The organism is Actomonas aquatica, assembly GCF_019679435.2.
GTDB classification, from domain to species: Bacteria; Verrucomicrobiota; Verrucomicrobiia; order Opitutales; family Opitutaceae; genus Actomonas; species Actomonas aquatica.
This window is the reverse complement of record NZ_CP139781.1, coordinates 4,730,664-4,757,252: the sequence shown is the minus strand read 5'-3', so window position 1 is coordinate 4,757,252 and position 26,589 is coordinate 4,730,664. Positions and strand designations below refer to the sequence as shown.

18 protein-coding genes are annotated in these 26,589 nt (G+C 65.1%); 9 read left to right on the top strand and 9 right to left on the bottom strand.

Annotated elements, in window-relative coordinates:
- Positions 1-32 precede the first annotated feature (32 nt).
- From queF to K1X11_RS18185, 3 genes are all read right to left on the bottom strand, one after another.
- On the bottom strand, positions 33-389 hold the full coding sequence (gene queF / locus K1X11_RS18195) for a preQ(1) synthase (protein ID WP_221030584.1): 357 nt from the start codon (positions 387-389) through the stop codon (positions 33-35).
- A 111-nt stretch (positions 390-500) separates the two neighbouring features.
- Positions 501-2,081 carry a ribonuclease Y gene (rny, locus tag K1X11_RS18190; RefSeq protein ID WP_225919386.1) on the bottom strand — a complete coding sequence of 527 codons (1,581 nt, stop codon included), beginning with the start codon at positions 2,079-2,081 and terminating at the stop codon, positions 501-503.
- A 34-nt stretch (positions 2,082-2,115) separates the two neighbouring features.
- Positions 2,116-3,777, bottom strand: a complete 1,662-nt coding sequence (locus tag K1X11_RS18185; RefSeq protein WP_221030583.1) for an exosortase C-terminal domain/associated protein EpsI — start codon at positions 3,775-3,777, stop codon at positions 2,116-2,118.
- Positions 3,778-3,859: 82 nt separating this feature from the next.
- Here K1X11_RS18185 and K1X11_RS18180 point away from each other — a divergent pair, with 82 nt between their 5' ends.
- Positions 3,860-4,951 carry a glycosyltransferase family 4 protein gene (locus K1X11_RS18180; RefSeq protein ID WP_221030582.1) on the top strand — a complete coding sequence of 364 codons (1,092 nt, stop codon included), beginning with the start codon at positions 3,860-3,862 and terminating at the stop codon, positions 4,949-4,951.
- On the opposite strand, the gene K1X11_RS18175 is transcribed toward K1X11_RS18180, so the two are convergent.
- The 3 genes from K1X11_RS18175 to K1X11_RS18165 are packed head-to-tail and all read right to left on the bottom strand — an operon-like array spanning position 4,952 to position 8,219.
- Complete coding sequence (locus tag K1X11_RS18175; protein ID WP_221030581.1) at positions 4,952-6,127, bottom strand: glycosyltransferase; 1,176 nt, start codon at positions 6,125-6,127, stop codon at positions 4,952-4,954.
- Positions 6,124-7,197, bottom strand: a complete 1,074-nt coding sequence (locus tag K1X11_RS18170; protein WP_221030580.1) for a glycosyltransferase family 4 protein — start codon at positions 7,195-7,197, stop codon at positions 6,124-6,126. The genes K1X11_RS18175 and K1X11_RS18170 overlap by 4 nt, the downstream gene beginning before the upstream one ends.
- Positions 7,198-7,241: 44 nt before the next feature.
- Positions 7,242-8,219, bottom strand: a complete 978-nt coding sequence (locus tag K1X11_RS18165) for a glycosyltransferase family 2 protein (RefSeq protein ID WP_221030579.1) — start codon at positions 8,217-8,219, stop codon at positions 7,242-7,244.
- A 304-nt stretch (positions 8,220-8,523) separates the two neighbouring features.
- On the opposite strand from K1X11_RS18165, the gene K1X11_RS18160 reads away from it, so the two are divergent.
- Entirely contained in the window at positions 8,524-9,837 is a 1,314-nt protein-coding gene (locus K1X11_RS18160) for an oligosaccharide flippase family protein (protein WP_221030578.1), read from the top strand.
- An 81-nt stretch (positions 9,838-9,918) separates the two neighbouring features.
- Positions 9,919-11,427, top strand: a complete 1,509-nt coding sequence (locus tag K1X11_RS18155) for an O-antigen ligase family protein (RefSeq protein WP_221030577.1) — start codon at positions 9,919-9,921, stop codon at positions 11,425-11,427.
- Here K1X11_RS18155 and K1X11_RS18150 read toward each other — a convergent pair.
- Entirely contained in the window at positions 11,353-12,039 is a 687-nt protein-coding gene (locus K1X11_RS18150) for a hypothetical protein (RefSeq protein WP_221030576.1), read from the bottom strand. The two genes, K1X11_RS18155 and K1X11_RS18150, sit on opposite strands and share 75 nt — an antisense overlap.
- A gap of 180 nt (positions 12,040-12,219) precedes the next feature.
- Between K1X11_RS18150 and rodA the strand changes: the two genes are divergently transcribed.
- The 3 genes from rodA to K1X11_RS18135 all read left to right on the top strand — a co-directional run bounded on the left by rodA (position 12,220) and on the right by K1X11_RS18135 (position 15,763).
- A complete protein-coding gene (gene rodA, locus K1X11_RS18145) occupies positions 12,220-13,461 on the top strand; it encodes a rod shape-determining protein RodA (protein WP_324726171.1) in 1,242 nt (413 codons plus the stop codon).
- A 99-nt stretch (positions 13,462-13,560) separates the two neighbouring features.
- Positions 13,561-15,315 (top strand): Rne/Rng family ribonuclease, encoded by a 1,755-nt coding sequence (locus tag K1X11_RS18140; RefSeq protein WP_221030575.1) that lies wholly within the window; start codon positions 13,561-13,563, stop codon positions 15,313-15,315.
- Positions 15,316-15,469: 154 nt separating this feature from the next.
- Complete coding sequence (locus tag K1X11_RS18135) at positions 15,470-15,763, top strand: hypothetical protein (protein ID WP_221030574.1); 294 nt, start codon at positions 15,470-15,472, stop codon at positions 15,761-15,763.
- A gap of 267 nt (positions 15,764-16,030) precedes the next feature.
- Here K1X11_RS18135 and K1X11_RS18130 read toward each other — a convergent pair whose 3' ends face one another.
- Positions 16,031-18,844, bottom strand: coding sequence for a glycoside hydrolase family 2 TIM barrel-domain containing protein (locus K1X11_RS18130; RefSeq protein ID WP_221030573.1), 2,814 nt, complete (start codon positions 18,842-18,844; stop codon positions 16,031-16,033).
- 507 nt (positions 18,845-19,351) lie between these two features.
- On the opposite strand from K1X11_RS18130, the gene K1X11_RS18125 reads away from it, so the two are divergent.
- Both K1X11_RS18125 and K1X11_RS18120 read left to right on the top strand, forming a co-directional pair.
- Complete coding sequence (locus K1X11_RS18125; protein WP_221030572.1) at positions 19,352-20,803, top strand: glycoside hydrolase family protein; 1,452 nt, start codon at positions 19,352-19,354, stop codon at positions 20,801-20,803.
- 860 nt (positions 20,804-21,663) lie between these two features.
- Positions 21,664-22,686 carry a P1 family peptidase gene (locus K1X11_RS18120; protein WP_221030571.1) on the top strand — a complete coding sequence of 341 codons (1,023 nt, stop codon included), beginning with the start codon at positions 21,664-21,666 and terminating at the stop codon, positions 22,684-22,686.
- A gap of 28 nt (positions 22,687-22,714) precedes the next feature.
- Here K1X11_RS18120 and K1X11_RS18115 read toward each other — a convergent pair whose 3' ends face one another.
- Positions 22,715-23,884: an alpha/beta hydrolase gene (locus K1X11_RS18115; protein ID WP_221030570.1), complete on the bottom strand. Its 1,170-nt coding sequence runs from the start codon at positions 23,882-23,884 to the stop codon at positions 22,715-22,717.
- Between the two features lie 215 nt (positions 23,885-24,099).
- Here K1X11_RS18115 and K1X11_RS18110 point away from each other — a divergent pair, with 215 nt between their 5' ends.
- Positions 24,100-26,589 carry a glycoside hydrolase family 3 N-terminal domain-containing protein gene (locus K1X11_RS18110; RefSeq protein WP_221030569.1) on the top strand — a complete coding sequence of 830 codons (2,490 nt, stop codon included), beginning with the start codon at positions 24,100-24,102 and terminating at the stop codon, positions 26,587-26,589.

Below are 26,589 nucleotides of genomic sequence, written 5' to 3'. Positions count from 1 at the left end.
TGCGCCTTGGGAGCATCCGTGGTTTAAAAAAATCAGTCCGATGGCTGTATCCACTCGGCGGTGACGCGCGAGCTGAAACCGCCTCGGGCCTTCCAATCCGCCACAATCACCAGCGAGCGCGGTTGCAGCGCCGCGCCCAGGTCGTCGCAGATCTGGTTGGTCGCGGCCTCGAAGAAGATGCCCTCGTTGCGGTAGGCGTGGAAGTAGAGCTTCAGCGACTTGAGCTCCACGCAGGTTTTGTCGGCCACATAACGCACGGTGATGTTGGCGAAGTCCGGGTGCCCGGTCATCGGACACAGCGAGGTGAACTCGTGATGCGTGTGTTCGATCAGAAAATCCCGCTGCGGCGCCGGATTGGGAAAGGTCTCAAGAATCTTCGGGTCTGCCATGATGGAGGAAGTAACAAGGTAGAAGTGACCAAGTATCAAGAGCGACGGTAGCTCCGATTCTGCCTGTCACTTGAGCACTTGGCCCTTGACCCCTTGCGCCGCCCGCGGCGCTTACGTGGCGGTTTCGGTGTAGCGGCTCTCGCGGATCACGGTCACGCGGATCGTGCTCGGATACTGCAATTCGTCCTCGATGCGCTGACGCAACTTCTTGGCGATCTCGCCCGCCTGGTCGTCGCTCACCACGTTCGGATTCACCACCACACGCACTTCGCGACCCGCCTGGATGGCGTAGGCCTGACGCACACCGTCGATCTTCTTGGCCATTTTCTCCAGACGATCGAGTCGCTGAATGTAGCTCGACATCGACTCCGCCCGCGCGCCCGGGCGCACCGCCGAAACCGTGTCGGCCAGAATCACCAAGCCCGCGTAAATCGTTTCCGGCGCCACCTCTTCGTGGTGGGCCGCGATGGCGTTAACCACCGTGGCAGTCTCGCCGTGGCGCTTCACAAACTCCGCGCCGATGGCCGCGTGGCTGCCTTCGTAATCCCCCTCGATGCCTTTGCCGATGTCGTGCAACAGGCCGGCGCGTTTCGCCACCTGGGGATCCAGCCCGAGCTCGCTCGCGAGCATCGAGCAGAGTTGACCGACCTCGATGGAGTGATCGAGGGCGTTCTGGGTGTAGGAAAAGCGATACTTCAGGCGACCCAGCAGTTTGATGATCTCGGGGTGCAGGCCGTTGATGCTGAGCTGCGTCACCGCGTCTTCACCGGCTTGCTGCACCTTCAGGCCGATCTCATCCCGCGCCTGCTGCACGAAGTCCTCGATGTTGGCCGGATGAATGCGGCCATCCTTCACGAGGGCCTCCAACGCCACGCGCGCCACTTCGCGACGCACCGGGTCGAAGGACGAGATGAGCACCATCTGCGGCGACTCATCAATGAGCAGCGTGACGCCGGTCGAAGACTCAAAGGACTTAATGTTGCGCCCTTCGCGACCGATGATGCGGCCCTTCATGTCCTCGCTCGGCAGCTGCACGATCGTCGCGGTGAGATCATTGTTGGGCTGCGAGGAGAGCCGCTGCATCGATGCGATGAGGATGCGCCGCGCCTCGTTGTTAATGTCCTGCTCCGAGCGCTCGAGAATCTGGCGACGCAGCGCGCGCAACTCGTCTTGGCACTCGATCATGACCTCCTCGCGCAGCGCCGCGCTGATTTCCTCGGCGTCCATCTGCGCCACACCTTCGAGACGCTTGCGCAGCGATTTCGCCTGATCGCGGATCGAATCCCGGGCCTGTTTGATCGCCGCCGCTTCGCGCTTCAGGCGCTCCCCTTTTTCCTCCAGCTCAAAATCCAAGGCCGCCAAAGATTCCTCGTGCGAACGAATTTCCCGCAGGCGCACATCGATCTCAATGTCGCGCCGATCGAACTCGCGGTTGAGCGCAGTGCGCCGCGTGGCGAGATCCTTTTCGGCCGCCTGCTTGATTTCCTCGGCCGCCACCGCCGCTTCGCGACGGGCCACTTCGATGACCTGTTCCGCCTGTAAATGCGCTTGGCGACGCGTGTTGCGCGACAACAGCCACACCACCAAAAAGCCTCCGCCCATGCCCAACACCAACGCAGCCGCGAGCGACCAGTTTACTGGATCACCCTCGGCTATCAACAAGGCTAAGTCGGCGGCGCTGGCTGATTGCAAGGAGCTGCGCAGCGTGCGGGCCTTAAATCAAAGTTCAACCACGGAGTTGTTGCTCGTCTGCAGCTGGGACGAGTTGCGGCAACAACTGCTCCACCACCGCTTCCATTCGCGCCCGCGCATCGGCCTCGGATTCGCCATCGAGTTGCACTGTTCGCGCCACCACATACGCCCAACGATCGGGCCGCAGCCGCAGCCGATTGAGCGCCGTATACCACAGCCGTTCCGCCGTGGTCGTCGCCACCCGGTCCCGCCCCACAAACCAATAAGCAAACAACGCCGGCACCTCCACGCGCGCCCCATCCCGCCGCGTCACCTCGCGCTGCAAACGCAACAACGCCGCCGGCACGACATGCCCCAGCGCATCGCTAAACTCCGCCTCCTCGCGCGTCCCGATACTCCAGCCCTGCCCCACCAAACAGATCTCCGGCCGGTGAATCGAAGTCCGGTCCTGCCCACTCAACACAATGGAGATGAGCACCTGCTCGCGCCGGTCATTCACCGACACATACAGCCGCCGCGAGTAACCCGTGTCCGCCGGCAAGGTCTCGCGCTCGACCTGCGTCACCTCGGTTTCCCGGCCGATCCACTCCGTGCCCACAAAGGTCGGCAACTCCGCCGGGTTCATCCCATCCGGCGCGAGCCGGATCCCCGCCTCCGCCCGCACCGCCCACGCATCCACCCGCACCAAAAAATTCACGGTCCCCACCGCCGCCAACCCCACCACCGCCGCGGCCCGCCAGGCCCGCGAGCCTCGCACGACACCCGTCTCCGCTGTAGCCGGGGTCGCCGCCCCCGGTCCTCCGGCCACCTTCTCCGTCGCTCCACCCTCGCTCTCGCCCTTCGCCAACCACGTGCTGACCGCCAACACGCCCCCCAGCACGATCACAAACACCAGAAAGCCCGCCCAGTCGTGCACGATCTCACCGGCCCGTTGCCCGAACCACTCCCCCGCAAAAACGATCGCGCCGATCCGCACCACGTTGCCCACAAAGGTCAGCGGGAACGCCAATAAAAACACCGCCCCGCGCCGCCACCACGCTCGCACCCACACGTAGGCGATAAGCGCCGACAGCGCCAGGAGCGCCAGCAAGGAACGCACGCCCGAACACGCCGCCGCCACGTCGTATTGGTAACTGCCATCCGGCGCGAAGAGCTGCGTGCCGTTGCGCACCACCTCTATGCCGGCCGCCCGCGCGATCAGTTCCGTCGTCGTGATCACGCCCAGCCGCAGATGAAAGCCCACCGCATCCAGCACGCCCAAGGGGATCGCAAACAACAGCAGCGCGAGCGGAAACACCGTCGCCCGTCCCCAGCGTGCCCCGCCACCCAGCCGCGCCACGCCCCACGCAAACAACAACACCGCCAAGATCGAGATGCGGGTCTGCTGCACCACAAACCCCAGCGCATGCAGCCCCAGTGCCCCCACCATCGCCACCACCCCCGGCCACACTTCCCCCACTTCAAACTTCTTACTTCTTACTTCATCCTTGGAAAGGTTCCGCCACACCAGCCACACCGCCAGCGCCACCAGCAGCGGACCATGCTCGGCCTCCGAACCTTCGTTGAACCACTGCCAGCCCCACCACCAAAACACCGACGGCGTATCAATGTAACCGCGCACCGCGTTACCCCAGACCTGAAACACCACCAAACCGACGAGCGCGCACAGCCCCGCCGCCGCCCACGGCGATTGCACGATTCCAGACTGGTTTGACGACGACTCTCGGTTCACGTTGGGCCGCAGTGTTCCGCCGCCCGCGCCACATTCCAAGCTCGCGATGAAGCTGCTCGTCCTCGCGCAGATTCCGCCCCCCATCCACGGCCAGAGTCTCATGGTGCAGACGCTGCTCGACGCGCTCCCCGCCGCCGCCCCCGAGATCGAGCTGCACCACGTCAACCTCCCTCTCTCGCGCAACAACGCCGACGTCGGTCGCTGGCGCTGGGGCAAACTGCTCCCGCTCGCCGTCGCCATCTGGCGCGTCTGGCGACTCACCCTGCGCCACGGCCGCATGGACCTCTATTACGTGCCCGCGCCCGGCAAGCGCGTCGCCCTCTACCGCGATTTTCTCCTGCTCTTTTTCTGCCGCCCGCTCGCCACCCGCCTCATCCTCCACTGGCACGCCACCGGCCTCGGCCACTGGCTGCAACACCACGCCAAACCCTTCGAACGCGGACTCGCCCGCCGCGCCCTCGGCCGCGCCGAACTCTCGCTCGTGCTCGGCGAAGCCCTCCGCGCCGACGTCGCCTACCTGCACCCGCACCGCACCGTCGTCATCCGCAACGGCATCGCCGATCCCTTCCCGCACTGGCAACGCCGCGACGGTCCTCACCAACGCCCGCTGCACGCTGTTTTTGTCGGCGCCTGCACCCGCGCCAAAGGCGTGCTGGCCGCCCTCGCCGGCGTCGCCGAAGCCCACCGCCGTTGCCCGGGCAGCGTGCGCCTCACCGTTGCCGGCGACTTCGACGATCCCGCCACCGCCAAAGCCTTCCGCGCTCACGCCGCCCGCTGCGGCGCGCCCGTCGACCACATCGGCTTCGCCACCGCCGAAGCCAAACACCACCTCTACGCCGGCGCCGACGTGCTGCTCTTCCCCACCCGCTACGCCGCCGAAGCGCACCCGCTGGTCATCCTCGAAGCGCTCGCCCACGACCTGCCCCTCATCCTCACCGACTGGCACGCCGTGCCCGAAGGCCTGCCCCCCGCACACGTCCACCTCATCCCCGCCCGCCAACGCAGCGCGGTGAACATCGCCGACGCCCTTGAACGCGTCGCCGCCGCGCCTCGTCCCGCCGGCGCCCACCGCCAGTATTTCCTCCAGCACTACACCCGCGACGCCTTCGCCCACCGCCTTGCCGAAGCCCTGCGCTAGCTATCGCCACAACGCTCCCGGCATCAGGCGCGTCACCACGCCCAACGGCAACACATCCCACCACCGGCGCGGCATCTCGCCCGCGCCGTCCCGCGACACCCGCGGCAAGGCCGCGATCCGCCGCGCAAACGCCGCAAAGTCCGCATCGTAGTGCTCCGGGCGATGCCCCGCCGCGATCTCTTGCGCCCGCGCCCGCACCGGCTGCACCTCGGCCTCCGTCGTCGCTGCCCACGCCTGCACCGCTCGCGCCGCCGCCACTGGGTCGCCCACTGCATACTGGCTACGTGCATCCAGCCCCGGCAGGTAGTCGCGCACGAGGCTGCCTCCAATTGCTGGATACACCGGCAGGGCCCCTGCCGCCATCGCCTCCAGCATCACAATCGGCCCCCCTTCGTGATCGGTGAAGGACAGTGCGACATCCCAACGCTGCAGTCGTTGCCAATACGCCGCCCGGTCCTGCCAACCCAAAAACGCGATGCGCGCATCGTCCCCCAATCGCTGCTGCAACCACGGCCGCAACGGACCGTCGCTCACCACCTCGATCCGATAAGCCACCCCGAGCCGTCGCAACTCCGCCACAAACGGCACCAACCGCTCCCAGCGTTTCTGCGCTTTGACCAACCGCCCCGCGCAGCCGATCACGAGCTCCGCTCCGCGCGTGCGCTCGACCACAAGCCCCGCCGGTGCGGCCAAGGGAACCCGCAATACCTGCGTGCGTTCTTCCGGCCAATCCGGCAGTAAACGCCGCACGTCCTCCCGCGCCGCCGCACTCATGCAGATCACGCCATCGAGCCAGCTTCGCACCGACGCCAGCCACGGTCCAAAATGCTCCACGCTGTCCCACAGGCAAACAATGCGCCGCGCCGAGCGATCCGCCGGCGCAAACCACGGCAAGCCCCAGCCGTTGTGCCACAGGACCAATGCCCCCGCATTTTCCCGGCCCACGCCCGCCATCGCCCGCCGCATGGCGCGCACCGTCGACCAACCACCCAGCCGCAGTGGCACATAACCGGGCTCCGGTTCGCCCCCAAACGGCGGCCGATCAAACAACGACACCTGCGTCGCCTTTAACCCAGCCGCCGCATCAGCCCGCGCATGCTGCGCCAGCAGCGTCTCCACGCCGCCGATACTGCGCACCCACGACGCCACGTGCAGCAAGGACGGCATCTCACTCATAACCGGTAAACCTTCTGCCATTGTTCGGCCACCGCCGGAGCCGCGAAGCGTCGCACCGCCGCTGGATCCGGCGACACCCGCGCCACCCCTTCTCCCCGCGCCAAGCGCCCCAGCTCCCGCGCCAATCCGTCGTCATCAGAATTCGAATACAACACCCCCAGGCGCGGTGGTGACACCACATCCACCGCTCCGCCGGCGGCCGCCGCCAGCACCGGCACCCCGGCCGCCATGGCTTCGAGCATGGCCATCGAAAACGGTTCATGGTCCGACGCGACCACCAACGCATGCGCCTCCGCCAGCAGCCCGGCCGAGTCCGGCTGCGGCCCGCGCCAGGTCACCACGTCGCTCAGCCCCGCCGACCGCGTGCGCGTCTCCAGCTCCGCCACGTAAGCCGGATCACCCGCGCCGCCGATATGTTCAAACCGCAGCGCCGCCCGTTCCGCCTCTGGCAACGCGGCCAACGCGTCCAGCACCCGGTGCCACCCCTTCCACCGCACCCGATCGCCGATGCCCGCGATGATCCACGGCGGCGCCTCCGCTGCCGTGCGCGGCACCGCAAAACAACGCTCCGACACCCCGCCCCCGATGCACTGCGTCCAGTCACTGCCCGGCACCCCATAATACGCCTTCATTGCCGGACTCAGCCAAAACAACCGCGCCCCCAGCCGTCGCGCCGCCGCCCGGTAAAACCACCGTTGCCGTCCGTAGGCGTGCACACTTGCGACGACCCGGGCTTCGCCGCGCGCCCGCAACGCCAGCGCCACCAACAGCCCCGCCCGCGAGTGACCGTGAAACACCCGTCCCGGCGCCCCCTGCAACCAAACCTGCACCTCACGCGCCACCTGTCGCGCCCGCCACCAGGTCCCCGGCGAAATCGTCTCACCCGCCAGCGGACTGAACTCCACCACCGGCAGCGCCGGCTGCCGCCGTTGGTGCGCGCCACGGTTCAGACCCAACGTGACCCCAAAAAGTCCGGTCTCCGCCAGCGCCCGCACAATCGAGACGATGCCGCCGACATCCTCGTCGTAGCCAAGATAATGCAGGGTCTCGAGTTCCGGGGCAGCGGGCACGCCCCCAGCAAGGCCGGACGACCCGCCGGCGAAAAGCTTCAACTTTAGGGCGTGCCCCGCACACCCAACGCCCGCACCGGCCCCCGCAACGCCATGCGCCACGCCCGCGCTCGCGCCGCCGCCGGCAGCGCCGCGATCAGTCGAACCGCCTGCCCCGCCCGCCGCCAACCACGCTCAAGCACCCAGCTGCGCCGCGCCGCGTAAGCCGCCGCCTCGGCCCAGCCTTCCGTCGCGGCCCACTCCGCCACCTGCCACCACGCGGCCGCCGCCGACATCCCCTCCAACTCCGCCAACGCTTCCGCCAGCCGCTCGTCGCGCCCGGCTCGCCGACGCTGACTGATCAACAAAATCACCGCCCGACTGCGCTCGATCTCATCCCGCCGAGCCTGCGTGGTCTGCCCATCGTGCCAGCGGTAGCGCAGCAACACGTCCGGCAGGATCAACGCCGCCCCGCGCTCACTCGCCCGCGCCTGCCAATCCAGATCGGCCGCAAACGGAAAGACCTCGCGATACGGCAGCGCCGTCAGCCATTCGCGTCGCACCAAACTCGTCTGCGTGACCCACGCGCCCGCATACGCCGCGTAGTCGCGCTGCCTCGTCGCGTCGTCCGGTCCGAGCGAAAATTCGCACTGCCCCACCGGCTCACCCGCCGCGTTGATCCGCTCTGCCTGACCCGAAATCACGCCCACGTCATCACCGACCGTCTGCGCCGCCGCCCATTGTCGAGCCAAACGCTCCGGTTGACTCACGTCATCGTAATCCATCAACGCCACCCACGGCGCCCGCGCCGCCGCGACCCCGGCGTTGTGTCCGCCGGGAATGCCCACGTTCTGCGGCAGGTGCACCCAACGCACGCGCGCGTCCTGACCGAGTTCGCCGAGGTCGCTCGCATCCAGCCCGCTGCCATTGTCGACCAAGACCAATTCGAAGTCCCGCCACGTCTGCGCCAACACACTCGCAATCGCCGGCCGCAGATGCGGACCGTCGCGGTGGAAGACCATCAGGACGCTCACAGCCGGCATGCGCCCGAAGCCTGCGTCACCACCCGCCCCCGCCGCAAGCCCCGGGCCACGCTTTCGCCTTAGGCTCAAGCGCAGCTACTTAGAGCGACCAGGCCGCGAGCTTGCTCGCGCTAACGCTGCCCCTCCGCCCGCCTCAGCGCCCAACCCCGTAGCCGCGTTGGAGCGCAGCGACAACGTGGCCGCTCCACCAGGCCACCGCGCCACGCTTTCGCCGCCGGCTCAAGCGCAGCTACTCAGCGATCTCACACACGCCCCAGCCAGACTTTGATTGCCCCGGAAAATGCCGCCGCGCTTACTGCGCGCTGTGCCGCTCCGCCCTGCCCAACCTCTCGCCAACACGCTGTGGATCGTGGGCGGACGCGTGGCCAGCATGGTCGTCACCATCGGCGTGGTCGGCGCGATCGCCCGGCACCTGGGTCCGGCGGATTTCGGTCACTTCAACGCCGTGCTCGCCTTCATGGCCATCGCCGTGCCGTGGGCCACGCTTAGTCTCGACGCCGTGGTGGTGCGGGAGCTGGTGCGGCGACCCGATGAAGCCGGCGGCACGCTCGGCACCGCCTGCCTGCTGCGCGTCGGCGGCGGACTCACCGCCATCGTCGGCATGGCGATCGCCGGCCGCGTCGCGTTGCCCGGCCAATGGCCCCTGCTGCTGCTCGCCAGCCTCTCGCTCGTCTTTCAGGCCAACAACGTCATCGATCTGTGGTTCCAACGCCACCTGCAGTCGCGCCGCGCGGTCATCTCCCGCACCTCTGTTATCTACGCCGGCGCCGCCGTGAAACTGCTGCTGGTCGTGCTCGATGCGCCGCTCCTCGCTTTCGTCGCCACCATCGTGCTTGAGGCCGGACTCTACGCCGTGGCTTACGCCATCGCCTACCGCACCGCCCCCGAGCGCAGCGGTCCGTGGCATTGGGATCAGGTCATCGCCCGCCGCCTCCTGCGCGGGGGTCTGCCCCTCGCCTTGGCCGGCTTGGTGGCCGCGCTCGGCGGACGCTTCGACCAGGTGCTGGTCGCGATCAAACTCTCGGATCACGCCGCCGGACTCTACCTCGCGGCCAACCGTTTTACCGAGTTTGCCCTCTACTCCGGTGCCGCGCTCATCGCCAGTCTCTTCCCGGCGCTCACCGCCGCCCACGCCGCGCCCGATGCGGTCGGCTTTCGCCGCGAACTGCGCGCCATGTTCGAGGCCGTGAGCGCACTCGGCTGGGCCTCCGCCATCGCCCTCACCCTGCTCGCGCCCGTGCTGGTGCATCTCGTGCTCGGTCCACAATACGACGGTGCGGTCGCGCCGCTCATTGCCCGCGCCTGGTTGGGCGTCCTGCTGCTGAGTGTTGCCGCGCGGTGGAACGCCGTGCTGCTGGTGGCCGACAGTTGGTGGAGCTTCGCCTGCGCGCTCATTACCGTGGCGGTGCAAGTCGCGCTGGCCGGCTGGTGCCTCGAACGCTGGGGCATGATGGGGGCGGCCGGCGCCGTGGCGGTCGGCGCGCTGGTCGGCGGCGTATTCACAACCTGGTTACTCCCGCCGCTGCGTCCGCTCGCCCGCGCGCAGCTCGACGGCCTGCTCATCATCGTGCGTCCCGATCGCTGGCGAGCCATGGTGAACGCGCTCAGCCAGCGTTGACCGCCGGATCGATCCGCCCACGATTCCGCTCGTCGTCGTCACGTTTCCGGCGCCCGCCCTTCTTTTTGTTGCCCAACCTCCATGCTGCACCACCTCGCACCTGTTTGGCGTGATCGCCTGTTTTTTGGCGGGGGGCTGTTGGTGGCTGTGGTTTCGGGCGTTTACGTCGCCCAAGGGGTCGTGCTCATCCCGGCGCTGGTGCTGGCAGCGTCCCTCGCGGTGATCCTTTCGCTGGTGCGCACCACCGCGTTGCAGGGGTTCGTGCTGATGGGATTGCTGGCCGGCTACCTGATCGGCAACCGCGGCTTCGCCCAGTTTTCGCTCATTCCCGGATTGCCCGCGCTGCCCGCCGAGATGGGGCTCGTGGTGCTGGCCGCGCTGCAGGTGATCGAGCGGGCGCACAGCGGACCGGAGGCCCGGCGGGTGGGCGCACTCGATGTGATCGTGCTGCTCTGGATCGTGATCGGCAGTGTGCGCTTCCTCTTCGATTTCCGGAGTCACGGGTTCTTCGCCCTGCGCGATTTCGCCACGGTCTATTATGCGGCGTTTTTCTTCCTCACGCAGACGGTGCTGCGGCGGCGCCCCGATTTTGAGGCCCGCCTGCTGGCCACTCTGCGCATCGCGGCCGTCGTGATGATGATCACCCACCGGCTGTGGCAGTTCTACCCCGGCTTCTTTTTTAACGTGCTCCAGATCGGAGGCGTGCCGCTCATCTTTTATAAGGCCGACCTACTGGGGGTGTTTCTCGCGGTGGGGACCTTGTTGCAGTTCGTGCGTTGGGAGGAACGCGGCGGCTGGTGGCGCTGGCCGCTCATGGCGGTGATGACCTTTGAGATCATCGAAACCGACAACCGCGCCGCCATGCTGGCGCTGGCCTGCGGTGGTTGCTGGCTGGTGTTCGGCGGACGCTGGCGCCTCGCCATGGTCGTGTTGGTGACTGGCGTGGTCGGGATATTTGGCACGCTGTGGGTGGCTCAACAGACCAACACTCCGTGGCAGCAAACGCCGCTGCTCGGACTCTACGAAAAGGCGCGCTCGGTCATCGACCCCAGCGGCCAAGGCGCCTACCGGGGAGATGACACGGCCAACAAGGGCGACAACAACCGCTACCGCCTCGTCTGGTGGCAAACCGTCGCCCGCGAGACGGTGGAGGAGAACCCGGTCACCGGCCTGGGCTTCGGCTACGACCTGGCGCGCAACTTCATGCAGCGCTACTACGGCGACAATTCCGGGGACTATTCGGTGCGCAGCCCGCACTCGATCGTCATGACGGTGTTTGCCCGCATGGGCGTCGTCGGCCTGTTGCCCTTCCTGTTCTTGCTCGGCCTGATGGCCCGTCACACCTGGCGTGCCCTGAGTTCGACCGACCACGCCGGGCTCGGCCTGTGGATCGGCGCGTGGGGTATCATGGTGAGTGCCTTCTTCGGCGTCGTGCTGGAGGGCCCGATGGGCGCGGTCACCTTCTGGATCCTGCTCGGCGCCGCCTACGGCCGCAGTCCGTTGCCGGCACCGGTCTCAACTCCGGGTGGAATCGAACTGGATGGTGGTATTGATGCGGGCCGCCCGACTGCCGAGCAGCCGCGTCCATAGCTTGGCCCAGAGAACCTGCCCGGTCGCCGAGCGCGGCGGGTTTTCCACCACCCTCGCTGGCACCGGAACTCCAGCTCGTTCAGCCAATCGGGCCAGAAACCCCGCGCTCCCCGCCCAGTCGGTCAACTCCGCAAAGTCCACCGCCACCGGATCCCATTCCGCCCAAAAGGCCTGCGCCTGCGCCTGCATCGCGGCGACCTCCGCCACCGTCTCCGACTCCCCAAAACTCGCCAGCGAACGGCTCACCGCCTCCGCCTCCCGCACCGGCGTCACCACCACCGCCGTCGCCGCGAAGCGCCTCAGGGCTTCGAGTTGGTCCGCCGGCACCGGCCGGTGTGGGTGATGGGTCTTGGCGACGTAAGCGCCGCAGGCCAGCAGCGGCTCCCGCGCCCGCCCGTCGAGGAGGTAACCATCCAGATCGAGGTAGAGCGGGTTGTGCCGATAGGCGGCGAAGTTGTTCAGGATCAGATCGATCGCCAGGTGGGTGCCGCTGCGCATGAGCGAGGCGACGAGGATCGGCCGCCCGGGCCGCGGTCGCAGTTCGCCGGGCGGCGTCACGCAGCGCCGATTGATCGGCGGGAGGACTCTGCCCAGTTGGTTGCGCCAACGCATGGCCCTCTTGCATGGGGCGTCGGCCGGAAATGAGAAGCGCCAAGTGCATGCAGCCCAAGCCCCCGGCCAATCGGTCAAAGCCCGCGCTTGCGCCGCGCCCCGGAAACGCGACACCTTGGCGCGGTCTCGCTCCGAATGAACCGGTCGGCGACTCCCGGACCTCCTCCCTCACCCACCTTCATGGCCGTAAATCTCCGCGCTCCCATCGAGATGTTCAGCATATTTAAGCTGACCACGCGGGAGCGTTGGGACATCGGGACCCCGCTGATTCTGACCGTGCTGAGCCTCACCGGCATCGCCTTCGTCTACAGCGCCCAGTTCTCCACCTCGGACAACGACTGGATGAAGCAGATCGTCTGGGTCACCGCCGGAGCTGGGCTCTACATCTCGGTTTCCCTGATCGACTACCGATTCTGGCTGCGCGTAATCCATTGGTTTTACGGGGCTTGTCTCATTTTGCTGGTCGCCGTGCTCATCCCCGGGATCGGCGCCACCCGCGACGGCGCGCAGCGCTGGATCGATTTGGGGGCCTTCAGTTTGCAACCGTCCGAGCCGGCCAAGGTTGGCGTTTTGCTGCTCTGCGCCACGATTTTGATGCGCGAAAAGGTCGGCGGCATCTTCCAGTCGCTCGGCGTGCTGGGAAAGTTGGCGCTTGCCGCCGGAATTCCGATGTTCCTTATCTGGCGCCAGCCCGACCTCAAATCGGTTATCGTCCTGCCCCCCATGGTTTTCTCAATGCTCTACATCTCCCGCCTTTCGACGCGGTTCTTCGTAGCAGCCTTGGGCGCTTTCAGCCTCCTCGTGGGCGCGGTGGCGTGGGACACCTTCCATTACGTCAATTTCATGAAGTCGAACGACCTCGATTTCATGAACGACAAGGGTGCTTACGAGGAGCACTCCTGGATCCCGCTGCATGATTATCAGCGGAATCGTATCCTCACTTTTGCCGCCCCGGACGTCATTGACCCGCGAGGAATCAAGGACGGCTACAACCTGAAACAGTCCCTCATCACCGTCGGTTCCGGCGGGCTGACGGGCAAGGGTTGGACCCAGGGCACGCAGGCGCAACTCGGCTATCTGCCGCGCGGCGTCGCGCACAACGACTTCATCTTCTCGGTCATCGCCGAGGAGAAAGGACTTTTGGGAAGCCTCACGGTTCTCAGCTTGTTTGGTTTAATGCTCTTTAATGGCATACGCATCGCCGGGCTCGCCCGGGATCGCTTCGGCACCCTGATCGCCCTCGGCGTCACGGTGCTCTTCGCCGTGCACGTGTTTGTTAATATCGCAATGACCATCGGGCTGATGCCCATCACGGGTATACCACTTCCCTTCATTAGCTACGGTGGTTCCTTCATGCTCAGTTGCTGTTTGCTGCAAGGACTCGTCCAGAGCGTCTATCGCTTCCGAAAGGACTTCACGTGAAACTGAACCTTTCTCGCGCTATCGCACGCCGGACCGAGGCTCCTTGCGCCTCAACGCTCGCCCGTCGGGCCACCGTCCAACCCAAGGACCAAACCCACCATGAGCGATCAGTATTCCTCCGGCAACGGCAGCCCCTCCGCCGACCCGGCCTCCCAGTATGACGAAGAATTGGCCCAACCGCCCCGCCAGCGCAAAGCCGAAGCCATCGACCGCAACGGCCTGAAAAAAGGCGCCCAAGACCGCGCCAAGCAGCGTCCGCTGCTCCAAAAAATCGTCGCCGCCTTCCAGAAGGAAAAATCCTCCTTCCGCGAACTCATCATCAACGCCGAACCGCTCGAGAAGCGGGTCGCCCTGCTCGTCGATGGCGTGCTCGAAAAATACGAAATCGAGCGCGAATCCGACAACCGTATGGTCGGCGGCATCTACAAGGGCCGCATCAAGAACCTCGACCCGGGCCTCAAGGCCGCCTTCGTCGACATCGGCTACAACAAAAACGCCTTCCTCCACTACTGGGACATGCTCCCGGCCGCCGCCGACTCCTCTGTCGAAGTCGTGCGCGTGAACAGCAAGAAGAAGGGCAAACCGAAGACCGGCGCCGAGCCCACCGTTAAGGACATTCCCAAGCTCTACCCGGCCGGCTCCGAGATCGTCATTCAGGTGACCAAGGGCCCCATCGGCACCAAGGGACCGCGCACCACCACCAACCTTTCCCTGCCCGGCCGCTACCTCGTGCTCATGCCGTTCTCCGACCAGTGCGGCATCTCGCGCAAGATCGAGGACCCGAAGGAGCGCACCCGTCTCAAGCGCCTCGTCAACGAGCTCACCATCCCCGAAGGCATGGGCGTCATCGTGCGCACCGCCGGCGAGGGCAAGAAGGCCCGCTACTTCGTCCGCGACCTCCACCTCCTGCTCAAGACCTGGGCCCAGATCCAGGCCCGCGAGAAGAGCGAGCGTTCCCCCGCCTGCCTCTACCAGGAACCCGACATCGTCGAACGCACCGTGCGCGACTTCCTCACCGAAGAGGTCGACCGCGTGCTCGTCGACAACAGCGAAGATCACGCCCGCGCCCAAACCGCCGTGGCCCAGATCTCCAGCCGCTCCAAGGGCAAGATCGCCCTCTACAAGGATAACATTCCCATCTTCGAGCGCTTCAATATCGAGCGCCAGATCGAGCAAACCGCCCTGCGCAAAGTCGGCCTGCCCTCCGGCGGTGAAATCATCATCGACGAGACCGAGGCCCTCATCGCCGTCGACGTGAACACCGGCTCGCACAAGAACCGGGGCGGCGACGAGAAAAACGTCATCTACGCGGTCAACCTCGAGGCCGCCGCCGAGATCGCCCGTCAGATCCGCCTGCGCAACCTCGGTGGCCTCATCATCATGGACTTCATCGACATGAAGGAGCGCCGCCACCGCAACGCCGTCTACGAGAAGATGTGCGAACTCATGGCCCAGGACCGCGCCAAGACCCACATCCTGCCCATCTCCCAGCTTGGCATCATGCAGATGACCCGCCAGCGCCAGCAGGAGTCTCTCTCGAGCAACCTCTACACCGACTGCCCCTACTGCCGCGGCCGCGGCATCGTGAAGTCGGCCACCACCATCTCGGTCGAGCTGCAACGCAAGCTCTCCTCCGTGGTGCGTCGCCTCACCGCCCGCCCGGGTCAGGACGAACTCGCCCTGCGCGTGCTGGTGCACCCCTCGATCCTCGAACGCCTCCGCAACGAGGATGCCGAGCTGCTCGTGCGCATGGAGCGCGACTTCGGCGTCAAGTTGGCCTTCCGCGCCGACCTCAGCTATCACCTCGAGAACTTCAAAATCATCAACGCGATCACCGGCGAAGAGTATCGGTAAGCATTGAACCGCGTTTCAGCGGTCCAATGCATCTTTCCTCTTTCTCTTTATCTTTCTCTTTCTCCCCTCCCCAGCGCGCTCCCATCCCGGAGCGCGCTTTTTGCGGCCCACTAAACTTGGCCACTAGCCGCAATTCCATACGATGGCCCGTAGCATGAAAACGACGTTCAACTTGCCTGATGAGCTCCTGACTGCGTCTAAAACGGCTGCAGCCCAGAGGGGCACTACGCTTGTGGCTTTTGTAGAGAGTGCGTTACGGCGTGAACTGCGCTCTTCCTGCGACACCGTCAACCCCGACCCAAACCGATTTGAACGCAACGAGCTGGGCTTTCTCGTGATCAAATCACGTCCGACCGACCAGCCGATGACCTCCGAATCCATTCGAGCGCTGCAAGAGGTGCACGGCCAAGAGGAGTTTGCGCGAGCGACCGGTGACCCAGCTCAATGACCAACCCGCTTCGACGTCAACGTCCTCATCGCCTTGGTGGACGGCAGTCTCGTTCACCTTCGAACACGATGACCCGAGCAGAGGCACTGAAGGCCCAACTGCACGCGAACACCTCACCGTGTAAAATCCGGGCCACGCACCATCTCATTCCCAGCATGCTCTCACTGTAGGGCTCGACCTTGTGTCGAGCCGCCGATGCCGCTCCGTGGTTCCGCCGCGGCCGCACACAAGGTGCGGCCCTACACTCACCCGACGCGCCCCCTGCGTCTACTCCAACCGGAAATACAGCGTGCCCCGATAACCGTCGGCGTAGTTGTGCACGAGGTTCGGCGCGCCTTGCGGGCCGTGCGCCGCGGCAGTTTGGAACTTGGTGCCGATCGGGGTGATGCCGTGCAAAAACGAGAGGTCGCCGTCCGGGAACTCCACGTGTGAGGTGCGCGGATCCGGTCCCTCGGCCGGCGTGAACAGACCGAGGTATAGATCCGTCGTCGCCGAGACCATCGTCAGCCCGCCGCGCTCGCTGTGCAGCGTCGCCCAATACAGGTCTTCGTGGAAGCCCTTGAACTCAGGATACACCCAACTCGCGCCCGTCGCGGTGTCGTTGTAGTCCTTCTGCCAGACGCCGTATTCGACCCCTTTGCGGCGGTTTTTCCACACGCGGTAAGGCCCCTTGCCGAGGTAGTCCACACCCGTGACGCCGTCTTCGGCGAAGTCGAAGCTCACGCCGATGTAATCGACGAAACGCTGCGTCGGCTGACCACTGCGGGGCGTGACCTGATAGTCGAGGCGCAGCCAACCATTCGCCTCCAAGGTCCACTCCACAAACCGCATCCCGCCTTCGTAATCGGCTCGGATCACGGCTCGGCCATCGGACACGGTCCCGGTCACGTCCTTCGCTCGCGCCTCGGCCCCGATCGCGATCGGACCGTTGCTCCACGGGTGACGTTGTCCGCCTTTGTAGGCCTCGATCAGTCGACCGTTCGCGGCATCAAAGACGAAGCGAACGTCGCCGGTCTGCGCGATCCATTGCCCGTCGCCCTCGCTTAAGGTCACGCTCGCTCCGGCATCACTCGACTCAACGTCGACCCAGTCCGCGACGAGTTCCGCCGGCTCCCGCAGCATCCAGTTCCAACGGTAAATCTCGCGGCCGTCCGGTCCCGTCGCGGCGAGCTCCAGCACCTCGGCATCGGCCCAATCGTCGGGCAGCCCCAGATCGAGCCAGCCCCGCAAGCGTGGCGCCAACGCCAGGCGCGGTGCCTCCCCTGTCGCCACGTCACGCAGCTCCCGCCCGCCGTCCAACGCCCGCAGTTTCCAATCGAACTGCACCGCGGCGAGGTCGGTGTGATCGTAACGGTTCTCCACCATCAGCCGTCCGTCGAAACTGACGGGCAAGCGGTCGCGCTCCGCCAGCGGCAGATACACCGGGGACCAGATTTCCTTCACCGCATAAAAGCTCCCCTCCTTTTCCCGGTAGGGTCCCACCAATCCATCCGGCGCGCGGTTGCCCGCGACATCGATGCGCCCGTCCTGATCGTCGCGCACGATACCTTCATCGGCAAAGACCCAGAGGAAACCACCACCCGCCAGCGGATGATTCCAGATGCGCGTCCACCAATCGTCCAACCCCGCCGCACCGCCGCCATCGTAGAGCGCATGCAGGAATTCCGTCGGCATGATGATGTCGTCGCCGTGGAAGAAGAAATTGGTGCCGGTGTCGTATGCCTCGTAGTGCGCCGTGTTGATGCCGTTGGAATTGAGCCACGGGTGAATCACCACGCGCGCCTGCGGATCGTAGTCGGCAAAGTCGTCGTCCAAGGCACGGTTCCAACCGCCTTCATTGCCGTTGGCCCAGAGGATGATAGAGGGATGGTTGACGTCCCGTCGCACCAGCTCACGCACCAGCTTCGCGCCGACCTCTTCATCGTAAGCGCGCTGCCAACCGGTCAGCTCGTCGATGACGTAGAGTCCCATTTCGTCGGCTGCGGCAAGGAAGTGGGAATCCGGCGGGTAATGGCTCATGCGCACCGCATTCATGTTCATCTCCTTCATCAAGCGGATGTCCTCGCGGCTGAGCGTCGCGTTGGTGGTGCGGCCACTCGTCGGCCAAGCGGTGTGACGGTTGACGCCTTTCAACACCACCCGGCTGCCATTGACGTAGAGTCCGTCCTTCGGCCGCACCTCGATGGTGCGAAACCCAAACGTCTCCTCCACCGTGTGCAGCGTCTCCGCGCCGCGCCGCAACGCCACGCGCGCCGTGTAGAGATGCGGGGCTTCGGCCGTCCACGCCGTGATCGCTTCAGCCGCCCCCGCAACGGAGACGTTTGTCGCGCCCGGTTGGATGACCTGCTCCCATTGCGCGACCTCGGCCTGTGTGGCGCGATCGAACAAGGTCACCGCGACCGCATCGGCCGTGTGTGCGGCCGAAGCCAGCTCGAGCTCGGCGCGAAAACGTCCGTCCGCTTCCGCCGCGATCGCGACGTGCGCGATGTGTTCCGCCGGACGGGCCTCCAGCCACACCGGCCGAAAGATGCCGCCGAACAACCAGAAGTCCGCCTCGCGCTCGGCCACGTTGACCGACTCGTTGGCCGAGAACTTTTGCACGTCCACTTCCAGCGTATTGTCCGCGCCAAACTCCAGCCACGCCGTGATGTCGTAGCCGAACTCATAAAACCCGCCCTGGTGCACCGGGCCGACCTCGTGGCCGTTCACCCGCACGCGGGTGTCGGTCATCACGCCGCCAAACACGAGGCGCACGGCGCGCCCCGCCCAGTCGGCCGGCACGGCGAACGTGTGCCGGTATTCGCCCAAACTGTCCTCCGCCGCATCCGAGCCCCAGTCGCGCCAATAGTGATAGGTGCCGAAACCCTGCATCTCCCAATTCGACGGCACCGGAATGGTGGCCCACTCACCGCTGCGCCGCCCGCCGTTGACCCGGAACTCCCACTCCACCGTGTCGTCCGAACCCGTGCCTGAGAGATACTGCACCTGCGTCGGCTCGGCCGCGGTTTCGACCGCCAAACCAAGACAAACGAGCAGCAACGCGACCGCGCGCGTGAAAACCAAACGAGACAATGAGGGCATAAAGGGCTTCTCCGAATTATGGGGGTTACGGGGAATAGGCAGCGCACCAAACCGGAAAAACCGCGGGGCGACTGCCGACAGAGGGTTGAAACCATGACCTGACAAAGCCCACTCGCCGGAGCAACCCGTCGCCCCGCTGCCCCGTTAGCCAAACCCGCGGCCGACGAAGTGAAATAGGACAAGCCGGCCACGGATTGCGCCGCCCCACCCGGATATGCCTCTGCTCGGTAGCCGCGTTGAAGCGTAGCGACAACGTGGTCGCGGGATGGGACGCCTCCGCGCCACGCTTTCACCTCCGGCTCAAGCGCAGCTACACTCTAGCATCGGGGTCTGTTTATCCGGGTCGATTCGTGAAATCCGTGGCTAAGCAATGACCCAACTCGGAGCCCAAATACCGCGCGCCACGTGCCTTTCCTTTGCGCCGCGAAGCATCGCCAGCTATGCCCCTCTCTCATGTTTGGCTTTCTACCCCGACCGGGGGACTCCTCCGTTCGTTCACACCGCCGCATGCTGCAGCTTGCCGCCCTGTTCATTGCTTCGAGCCTCCTGCATTTGGGCGCTCAAGCCCAGCCCGTCGCCACGGCGGTAGAGGCGTCACCGGGTTTTGTGGATGCGCAGTCGTTTGGCTTCTCGCCCGCGGCATCGGGGTTGGCCAACCAAGTCGCGCTGCAACAGGCGCTCGACGGCGGCGGCACGGTCGTGATCAGCCAGCCCGGCACCTACAAGATCGCCGGCACGGTATTCATCGGTAGCCACACCACCCTGCGCTGCGGCAACGGCGTGTTTTTGCAAAAGGTCGAAGAGGCCGGACCGTTCATGCATGTGCTGCTCAACAAAGGTGCACTCACCAAAACCTGGGACGAACACATCGCGATCGAAGGTCTGCAACTCATCGTCAACGGCGTCGACAACCGCAACTGGACGGTCTTCGGCCTGCGCGGTCATCTTGGATTTTTCTACGTGCGCGACCTGCGCATCAGTGGGTTTCGCTGCGCCGATCTCGGACGTATCCAGTTTGCCATACATGTCTGCACCTTCGAGGACTTGCTCGTCGAAGATGTCATCATTCGCGGCCAAAAGGACGGCGTGCATCTCGGTCGCGGCAAACGCTTCATCATCCGCGACGGGGTGTTCGACACGACCGATGATGCCATCGCGCTCAACGCGCACGACTATGCCACCAGCAACCCGGAGCTCGGTTGGATCGAAGACGGCCTGGTGGAGAATTGTCACGACTTGCAGGAGGTCTCCGGCAACGTCGGCCACTTCTGCCGCATCCTCGCCGGTGCGTGGATCGACTGGCGCAAAGGCATGGAAGTGCAGCAATCCGACACCGTGGTCTCCAACGGCCGCCTCTACCGTGTGTCGGCCAAACCCGACGGCACCGTCTACCAATCCGTCACTCAGCCGGAGCATGAAAGCGGCACCGTCACGCTCGACGGCATTCCTTGGGTCGTGGTGCAGGACGAGGTGACCTACACCGCCGGCGTGCGCCGAGTGACCTTTCGCAACATCGTGCTGCACAAGTCGCGGCCGCTCTTTGCGGTGCGTTTCGACAACGATCACTACAGCCGCTCCTACTATCCCGGCGCGACCATTCCGCTGCAGGAGCAGTTGGTCTTCGAAAACTGCCGCGCCATGATCGATGCCGGCACGGCCTTCATCGAAGTGAAGACCCCGATCGACAGCCTCTCGGTGGTGAACTGCAGCCTGAACGACAACCCGGTGCGGTTTATCTCCAATGACGCCCTGCCCGACTACGGCCCCACCTCGATCAACTTCATCGGCTGCGTATTCAATCATCCCGGACAGATGACCCTCATCGACAACCAAATCCCCGGGAAAGTCATCCGCGTGAAAACCACCGCCAGTATGAAAACCGGTTCAGGATTCTCCGCGCGGGTGGCGGCAGGAGATGGTGAGCTGCAGATCGATTCCGACCTGACGGGATTACACTGATTTCCGCACCTCGCGAGGTCTGGAAAAGAAGTTGGCCGGTCGCCTACCCCTAAGCGACCGGCCATTTGCTTTCTTGGTTACCCCAATAGTTCCGCTAGGCGGAACGTCGTGAACCATGCTCACGCCGAACCCCGCGTCAACTCCCACATCATTACACTTTTGAAAGTTTTGCCCGATCCTAAGGGGTCAATCTTATATTCTTGAATCACATCCCCTCACCTCGTGCACACGTCGTGCAATTTTCTGCAAATTTCTGGACGAACTTTTTTCACACTTCGTTTCCCTAACGATGGTGAGGCTCTGAATTCGGCCCTGAAAACGGCACCATTCTCCGCTCCACGCCTCCGCTCAGCTGCGCGATTCGATTGCATATAACACCGTTCGCCCCCCGAACGGTTTCCATTTCAACTGAGTTACAAAAGCGCGCAGAACCCGTAAAAGACACGCTGGCCGCCGCATGCTAAAACTCCCGCATCGTGTGGCATTTCTTCCAGCTTTCCCCCGAGCCACCGCTCCTAGTTCCCTTGCTCGACCTACCCTCCGCGACAGCGCCTGCCTCCAACGGTCCCGACGCGCTCATTACCGGGCTCACTCTCGTTCTTCTTGCGACCATGGTGATCACCACCGTCGCCATCCGCTTGGTCCGTGAGCTGTCCAGAGCCTCCCCATAAAGGGTCACACCTATACTCAGGCACTACTCATCGAAGAGGTCATTCCAAAGCCTGCTTTGGCTGACCCCGAGTCACCGTCGGTTCGGCCTGCCACCTGCTCACAATGGAGAGCAACATTCCCATTTCCCTTGCCTCGCCACCCAACCACGGTGCGGTTAACTTGGAAGTCCTTGCTCTCATCCCCCCAAAATGAACGCCCCCCTCCTCCACGTGTCCCGTTGGCTGTTCGGCATTAACCTCCTGATTGCCCCTCTGCTTGTGGCTCAAACTGCGACACCCGCTACTGGTATCACCGCCATCCCCGGCATCGAAGTCGGTCACCACACCCTTTCCGCCCGTGCCACCGGCTGCACCGTGATCCTCGCTCGCGCCGGGGCCGTCGGCGGTGTCGATGTTCGCGGCGGCGCGCCCGGCACCTCCGGGACCAACACCCTCGACCCCATCAACCTGGTCGATCAGGTCCACGCCATCGTGCTCACCGGTGGCAGCGCCTACGGCCTCGCCTCCGTCGATGGCGTGATGCGCTACTTGGAGGATGAAAAAATCGGCTTCGAGGTCGGACGTGGCAAGGTAGTGCCGATCGTCGCTGGCGCCGTGATTTTCGACCTGCAACTCGAACCCGAGGGACAACGTATGCGGCCGGATGCCAACGCGGGCTACCTCGCCGCCCAGTCTGCCTCTAGCGCAACCCCAGCCGAAGGCGCCGTCGGCGCTGGCGCGGGCGCCACCATCGGCAAGCTGCTCGGCGCCGATCGTGCCATGCGCGGCGGCTTTGGCACCGCCAGTATCACCCTGCCCAACGGACTCATCGTCGCCGCCGCCGTGGTGGTAAACGCCGCGGGCGATATCGTCGATCCCGCCACCGGCCAAATCATCGCCGGGGCCCGCGACGCCTCTGGTGAAGGGTTCGCCGACATGCGTCAGATCCTTCGATCCGGCGACCAAACTGCCGACCCTCTGCCAGTCGAGAACACCACCATCGGCGTCGTCGCCACCAACGCTCAACTCACCAAAGCGCAGGCGACTAAAATGGCCCAGATGGCGCAGGACGGACTGGCCCGCACCACTTACCCAGCCCACAGCATGATCGACGGTGACACGGTCTTCTCTCTCGCAACGGGAGGCTGGACCGGTCCCGCCGACGTATCACAAATCGGCGCGCTCGCCGCCGACGTCATGACCGAAGCCATCCTGCGGGCCGTGCAACCCTAACATAAGGGGTCAATCTTATATTCGTGAATCAATCCTCTCCACTGAGGACCGAGGCAAAGAACGCCTTCATTTCGGCGGCGTAATAGACGCCATATTCGGCAAACGTCGCACGAGTCTCGGCATCGGGTTTCCAGTCGAAGAAGGCATGCCCCGCGCCTCCCACCTGGACATACTGCACGCGCTGTCCCTGCGCCACCAACGCGTCCACATACTCGGTGCACATCGCGTCGGAAATGAGGCCGTCCTTCGTGCCGCGATTCACGTAGTGCGGCACGGCCCGCACCGTCGCCGCCGGCACCGCGTGCAGGGGCATGATTGCCTGCTTCCACGCGTCATCGATGCGCGGGTCATCTAGGTAGAGATTTAGGAACGGTCCCCCAAACACCCCGTAACTCGGCGCCGCCGCGCGGATCGCGGTCAGCATCTCGTCGCGCACCACGTCGACCGACTTCCCCGCCGGCAGATAGCTGGGCATAAACTCAAACACGCCCTCCGTCTCGCCAAAGCCACCGTCGCCCACGCGTTCGATCATGGTCGCCATCGAAGCCGACAAATGGCCACCCGCGCTGTCGCCGGTCACCCCGATTCGCGAGGCATCACCGCCGTAATCGGCCGCGTGCTCCATGATGTGGGCGATCGCCCCGTAGCAGTCCTCAATGAGGTCCACCATGGAGTTGGCCTCAGCGTCGCCATCGGCCAGTCCCGCCCACCGGTAGTCGATACTCACCGCCACAAACTGCCCGCCCTTCGTCAACTCCCGCGCGAGCCCCCGCATGATGTTCTCATCGTTGGTCGTCCAACCTCCGCCATGGATGATAACAATGATCGGCAAATCCCGCGCGCCCTTCGGCGTAAACACGTCGTATTTCAGCGGCTTCACGCCCGGCTGCGCATAAACGACGTCATGCAACACCTCCACGTGCGCGACTGCCGCCGCGGGAACGAACGACGCCCCGATGTGCTTGTTCTGATCCACCACCACCTCGAACTCGGCGGTCATTGATTCGTGATACATCGCCCCCCAGCGCCCCGGCACCGAATAATACCCCGCGTCCAGCACGTAGCCCTCCGCCGGCGTAGTCCGCACCGTCAACACCGTGCCCTCCGCCACCTGCCCGTCGACCGGCAGGGCCGGTTCGACGACAAAACGACCGTTTACGGTCTCATCGAGCACCACGTGATAGGTTGAGGCAGCCATAACGGAGGAGCACAGGAGTGCGGCTGTCGCGAGACAAGGAAGCAGTCGTTTCATACGGCGAGGCCGAGAACCCTAGCCCCGCACTCGCCCAATACAATCGGCGATCTCACCGCCCCCACCACCACTGAGCACCCCACCACCACCGGTGTCACTCAGACAGTCCGCCTGCTCTCGGAGTCGGTTTTCTGCGCCAGCCTCTGCCTTCATGGAACTCAATGCATCCCCAACCCCTTGCCCGCCGTCTGGCGCTGGCCGCGTGCTGCCTGTCTCCGGCGCTCGCCTTGGCCGCGCCTCCGCCCGCCGACATTTTTGCCATCGAAACGTCCCCCGCGCCCATCTACTACGAGGGCTGGATCGATTTTAACAAAAACGGCCAGCGCGACCCCTACGAGGATCCGACGTTCGCCGAAGACGCCCGCATCGCCGACCTGCTCGCACGCATGACGCTCGACGAAAAGACCGCGCAGATGACCACCCTCTACGGCTTCTCCCGCGTGCTGAAGGACGAGCTCCCGACGCCCGCCTGGAAGGACCGCCTGTGGAAGGACGGCATCGGCAACATCGACGAGCACATCAACGGCAACGAAGGCTGGACTCAAAACCTCCCCGACCCGGACAACGATCTCCCGTGGTCCCGCCACACCCGCGCCCTCAACACCGTGCAACGCTGGTTCATCGAGGAGACCCGCCTCGGCATCCCAGTCGATTTCACCAACGAGGGCATCCGCGGCCTCATGCATTCCGGCGCCACCAGTTTCCCCGCGGAGCTCGGCGTCGCCTCCACCTGGAACCCGACTCTCGCGCGCGAGATCGGCCGCGTCACCGGCACGGAAGCCCGCGCCCTCGGCTACACCAACGTGTATTCACCGGTCTTGGACGTCGCCCGCGATCCGCGCTGGGGCCGCATCATCGAGAGCTACGGCGAAGACCCCTTCCTCATCGGCGAACTCGGTCTGCAACAGGTGCTCGGCATTCAGGAGCAGGGCGTCGCCTCCACCCTCAAGCACTACGCCATCTACGGCATCCCCAAGGGCGGTCGAGACGGTCACGCCCGCACCGACCCCCACGCCACCTGGAACGAAGTGCAGACCATGTATCTGGCCCCCTTCCGCAAAGCCATCACCCAAGGCGGCGCCCTCGGCGTAATGGCCTCCTACAACGACTACGACGGCGTGCCCGTCCAAAGCAGTCACCTCTTTCTCACCGAGATCCTGCGCGACGAATGGGGGTTTGAGGGCTACGTCGTCTCCGACAGCGCCGCCGTGGAATTCATCCACCAAAAACACCGCGTCGCGCCCACCCCCGCCGAGGCCATCCGCCTCTCCGTCGAAGCCGGCCTCAACATCCGCACCAACTTCACTCAACCCGAAGACTACGCCGAACCGCTGCGCCAACTCGTGCACGATGGCGAACTCGGCATGGACGTGATTGATGCCCGTGTGGCCGACATCCTCCGCGTGAAGTTCCGCCTCGGTCTCTTCGACGCGCCCTACGTGACCGACCCCGCGCACACCGACGACGTTGTCCGCTCCGCCGACCACCTCGACGTCGCCGCCCAAGCCGGTCGCGAATCCATCATTCTCCTCAAAAACGAGGGCAACCTTCTCCCTCTCGAAGGCACCTACGACCGCGTCCTCGTCACCGGCCCGATGGCCGACGACAAACGCGCCTGGTGGAGCCGCTACGGCGCCCAACGCACGCCCTTCGTCACACCGCTCGAGGCCCTTCGCGAGGCCTTCGCCGGCACCACCACCCAGCTCGATTACGTCAAGGGCGTGGACGCCGCCGACGCCAACTGGCCGGAGAGCGACGTCTACAAGGAACCGGCCTCCGCCGACGTGCAGGCCGGCATCGATGCCGCCGTCGCCGCCGCCCGCGAGGCCGACGTCATCATCGCTTGCCTCGGCGAAACCGATGCCCAGTGCCGCGAGTCGCTCAGTCGCATCAGCCTCAACCTGCCCGGCTACCAGCAGGAGCTGCTCATGGCTCTGCAGGCCACCGGCAAACCCGTCGTGCTCGTCCTCTCCAACGGTCGCCCCCTCAGCACCCAGTTTGCTGTGCGTCACATCCCCGCCATCGTCGAGATGTGGTTCCCCGGTCAGGACGGCGGCCACGCCCTCACCGACGTGCTGTTAGGCCACTACAACCCCGCCGGCCGTCTGCCCGTCACCGTGCCGCAGTCCGTCGGACAGATCCCCTACAACTTCCCCACAAAACCCGGCGCTCAGGATAAAGATTACGGCCAGGTCGAAGGCCCGCTCTTTGCCTTTGGTCACGGGCTCAGCTACACCACCTTTGCTTACTCCGATCTCTCCGCCACGCCGACCACCGGCACCATCGACGGCGACGTCACCGTCAGCGTGACCGTCACCAACACCGGCGACCGCGCCGGCGACGAAGTGGTGCAGTTGTATCTGCGTGACAACTACAGCAGCCTCACCACCTACGAACGCCGCCTCGCCGGCTTCCAACGCCTGCACTTCGCGCCGGGCGAGTCCCGCACCGTCACCTTCACCCTTACCCGCGAACACCTGCAGCTCTACAACGCCGACCGCCAATGGGTGGTCGAACCGGGCGGCTTCACCGTCATGGTGGGCGCCTCTTCCGCCGACATCCGGGCCTCGACCACCTTCACCCTCACCGATGCCGACGGAAACGCGCCGACCGAGATTCCTTTCAACGGCGTGACCAACGACCCAATCTGA

Coding starts and splice junctions, on each gene's coding strand:
- queF (WP_221030584.1), bottom strand. CDS start 389: ATGGCAGACCCGAAGATTCTTGAGACCTTTCCCAATCCGGCGCCGCAG.
- K1X11_RS18180 (WP_221030582.1), top strand. CDS start 3,860: ATGAAGCTGCTCGTCCTCGCGCAGATTCCGCCCCCCATCCACGGCCAG.
- K1X11_RS18175 (WP_221030581.1), bottom strand. CDS start 6,127: ATGAGTGAGATGCCGTCCTTGCTGCACGTGGCGTCGTGGGTGCGCAGT.
- K1X11_RS18165 (WP_221030579.1), bottom strand. CDS start 8,219: ATGCCGGCTGTGAGCGTCCTGATGGTCTTCCACCGCGACGGTCCGCAT.
- K1X11_RS18155 (WP_221030577.1), top strand. CDS start 9,919: ATGCTGCACCACCTCGCACCTGTTTGGCGTGATCGCCTGTTTTTTGGC.
- K1X11_RS18150 (WP_221030576.1), bottom strand. CDS start 12,039: ATGCGTTGGCGCAACCAACTGGGCAGAGTCCTCCCGCCGATCAATCGG.
- rodA (WP_324726171.1), top strand. CDS start 12,220: ATGGCCGTAAATCTCCGCGCTCCCATCGAGATGTTCAGCATATTTAAG.
- K1X11_RS18140 (WP_221030575.1), top strand. CDS start 13,561: ATGAGCGATCAGTATTCCTCCGGCAACGGCAGCCCCTCCGCCGACCCG.
- K1X11_RS18135 (WP_221030574.1), top strand. CDS start 15,470: ATGAAAACGACGTTCAACTTGCCTGATGAGCTCCTGACTGCGTCTAAA.
- K1X11_RS18130 (WP_221030573.1), bottom strand. CDS start 18,844: ATGCCCTCATTGTCTCGTTTGGTTTTCACGCGCGCGGTCGCGTTGCTG.
- K1X11_RS18125 (WP_221030572.1), top strand. CDS start 19,352: ATGCTGCAGCTTGCCGCCCTGTTCATTGCTTCGAGCCTCCTGCATTTG.
- K1X11_RS18120 (WP_221030571.1), top strand. CDS start 21,664: ATGAACGCCCCCCTCCTCCACGTGTCCCGTTGGCTGTTCGGCATTAAC.
- K1X11_RS18115 (WP_221030570.1), bottom strand. CDS start 23,884: ATGGCTGCCTCAACCTATCACGTGGTGCTCGATGAGACCGTAAACGGT.
- K1X11_RS18110 (WP_221030569.1), top strand. CDS start 24,100: ATGCATCCCCAACCCCTTGCCCGCCGTCTGGCGCTGGCCGCGTGCTGC.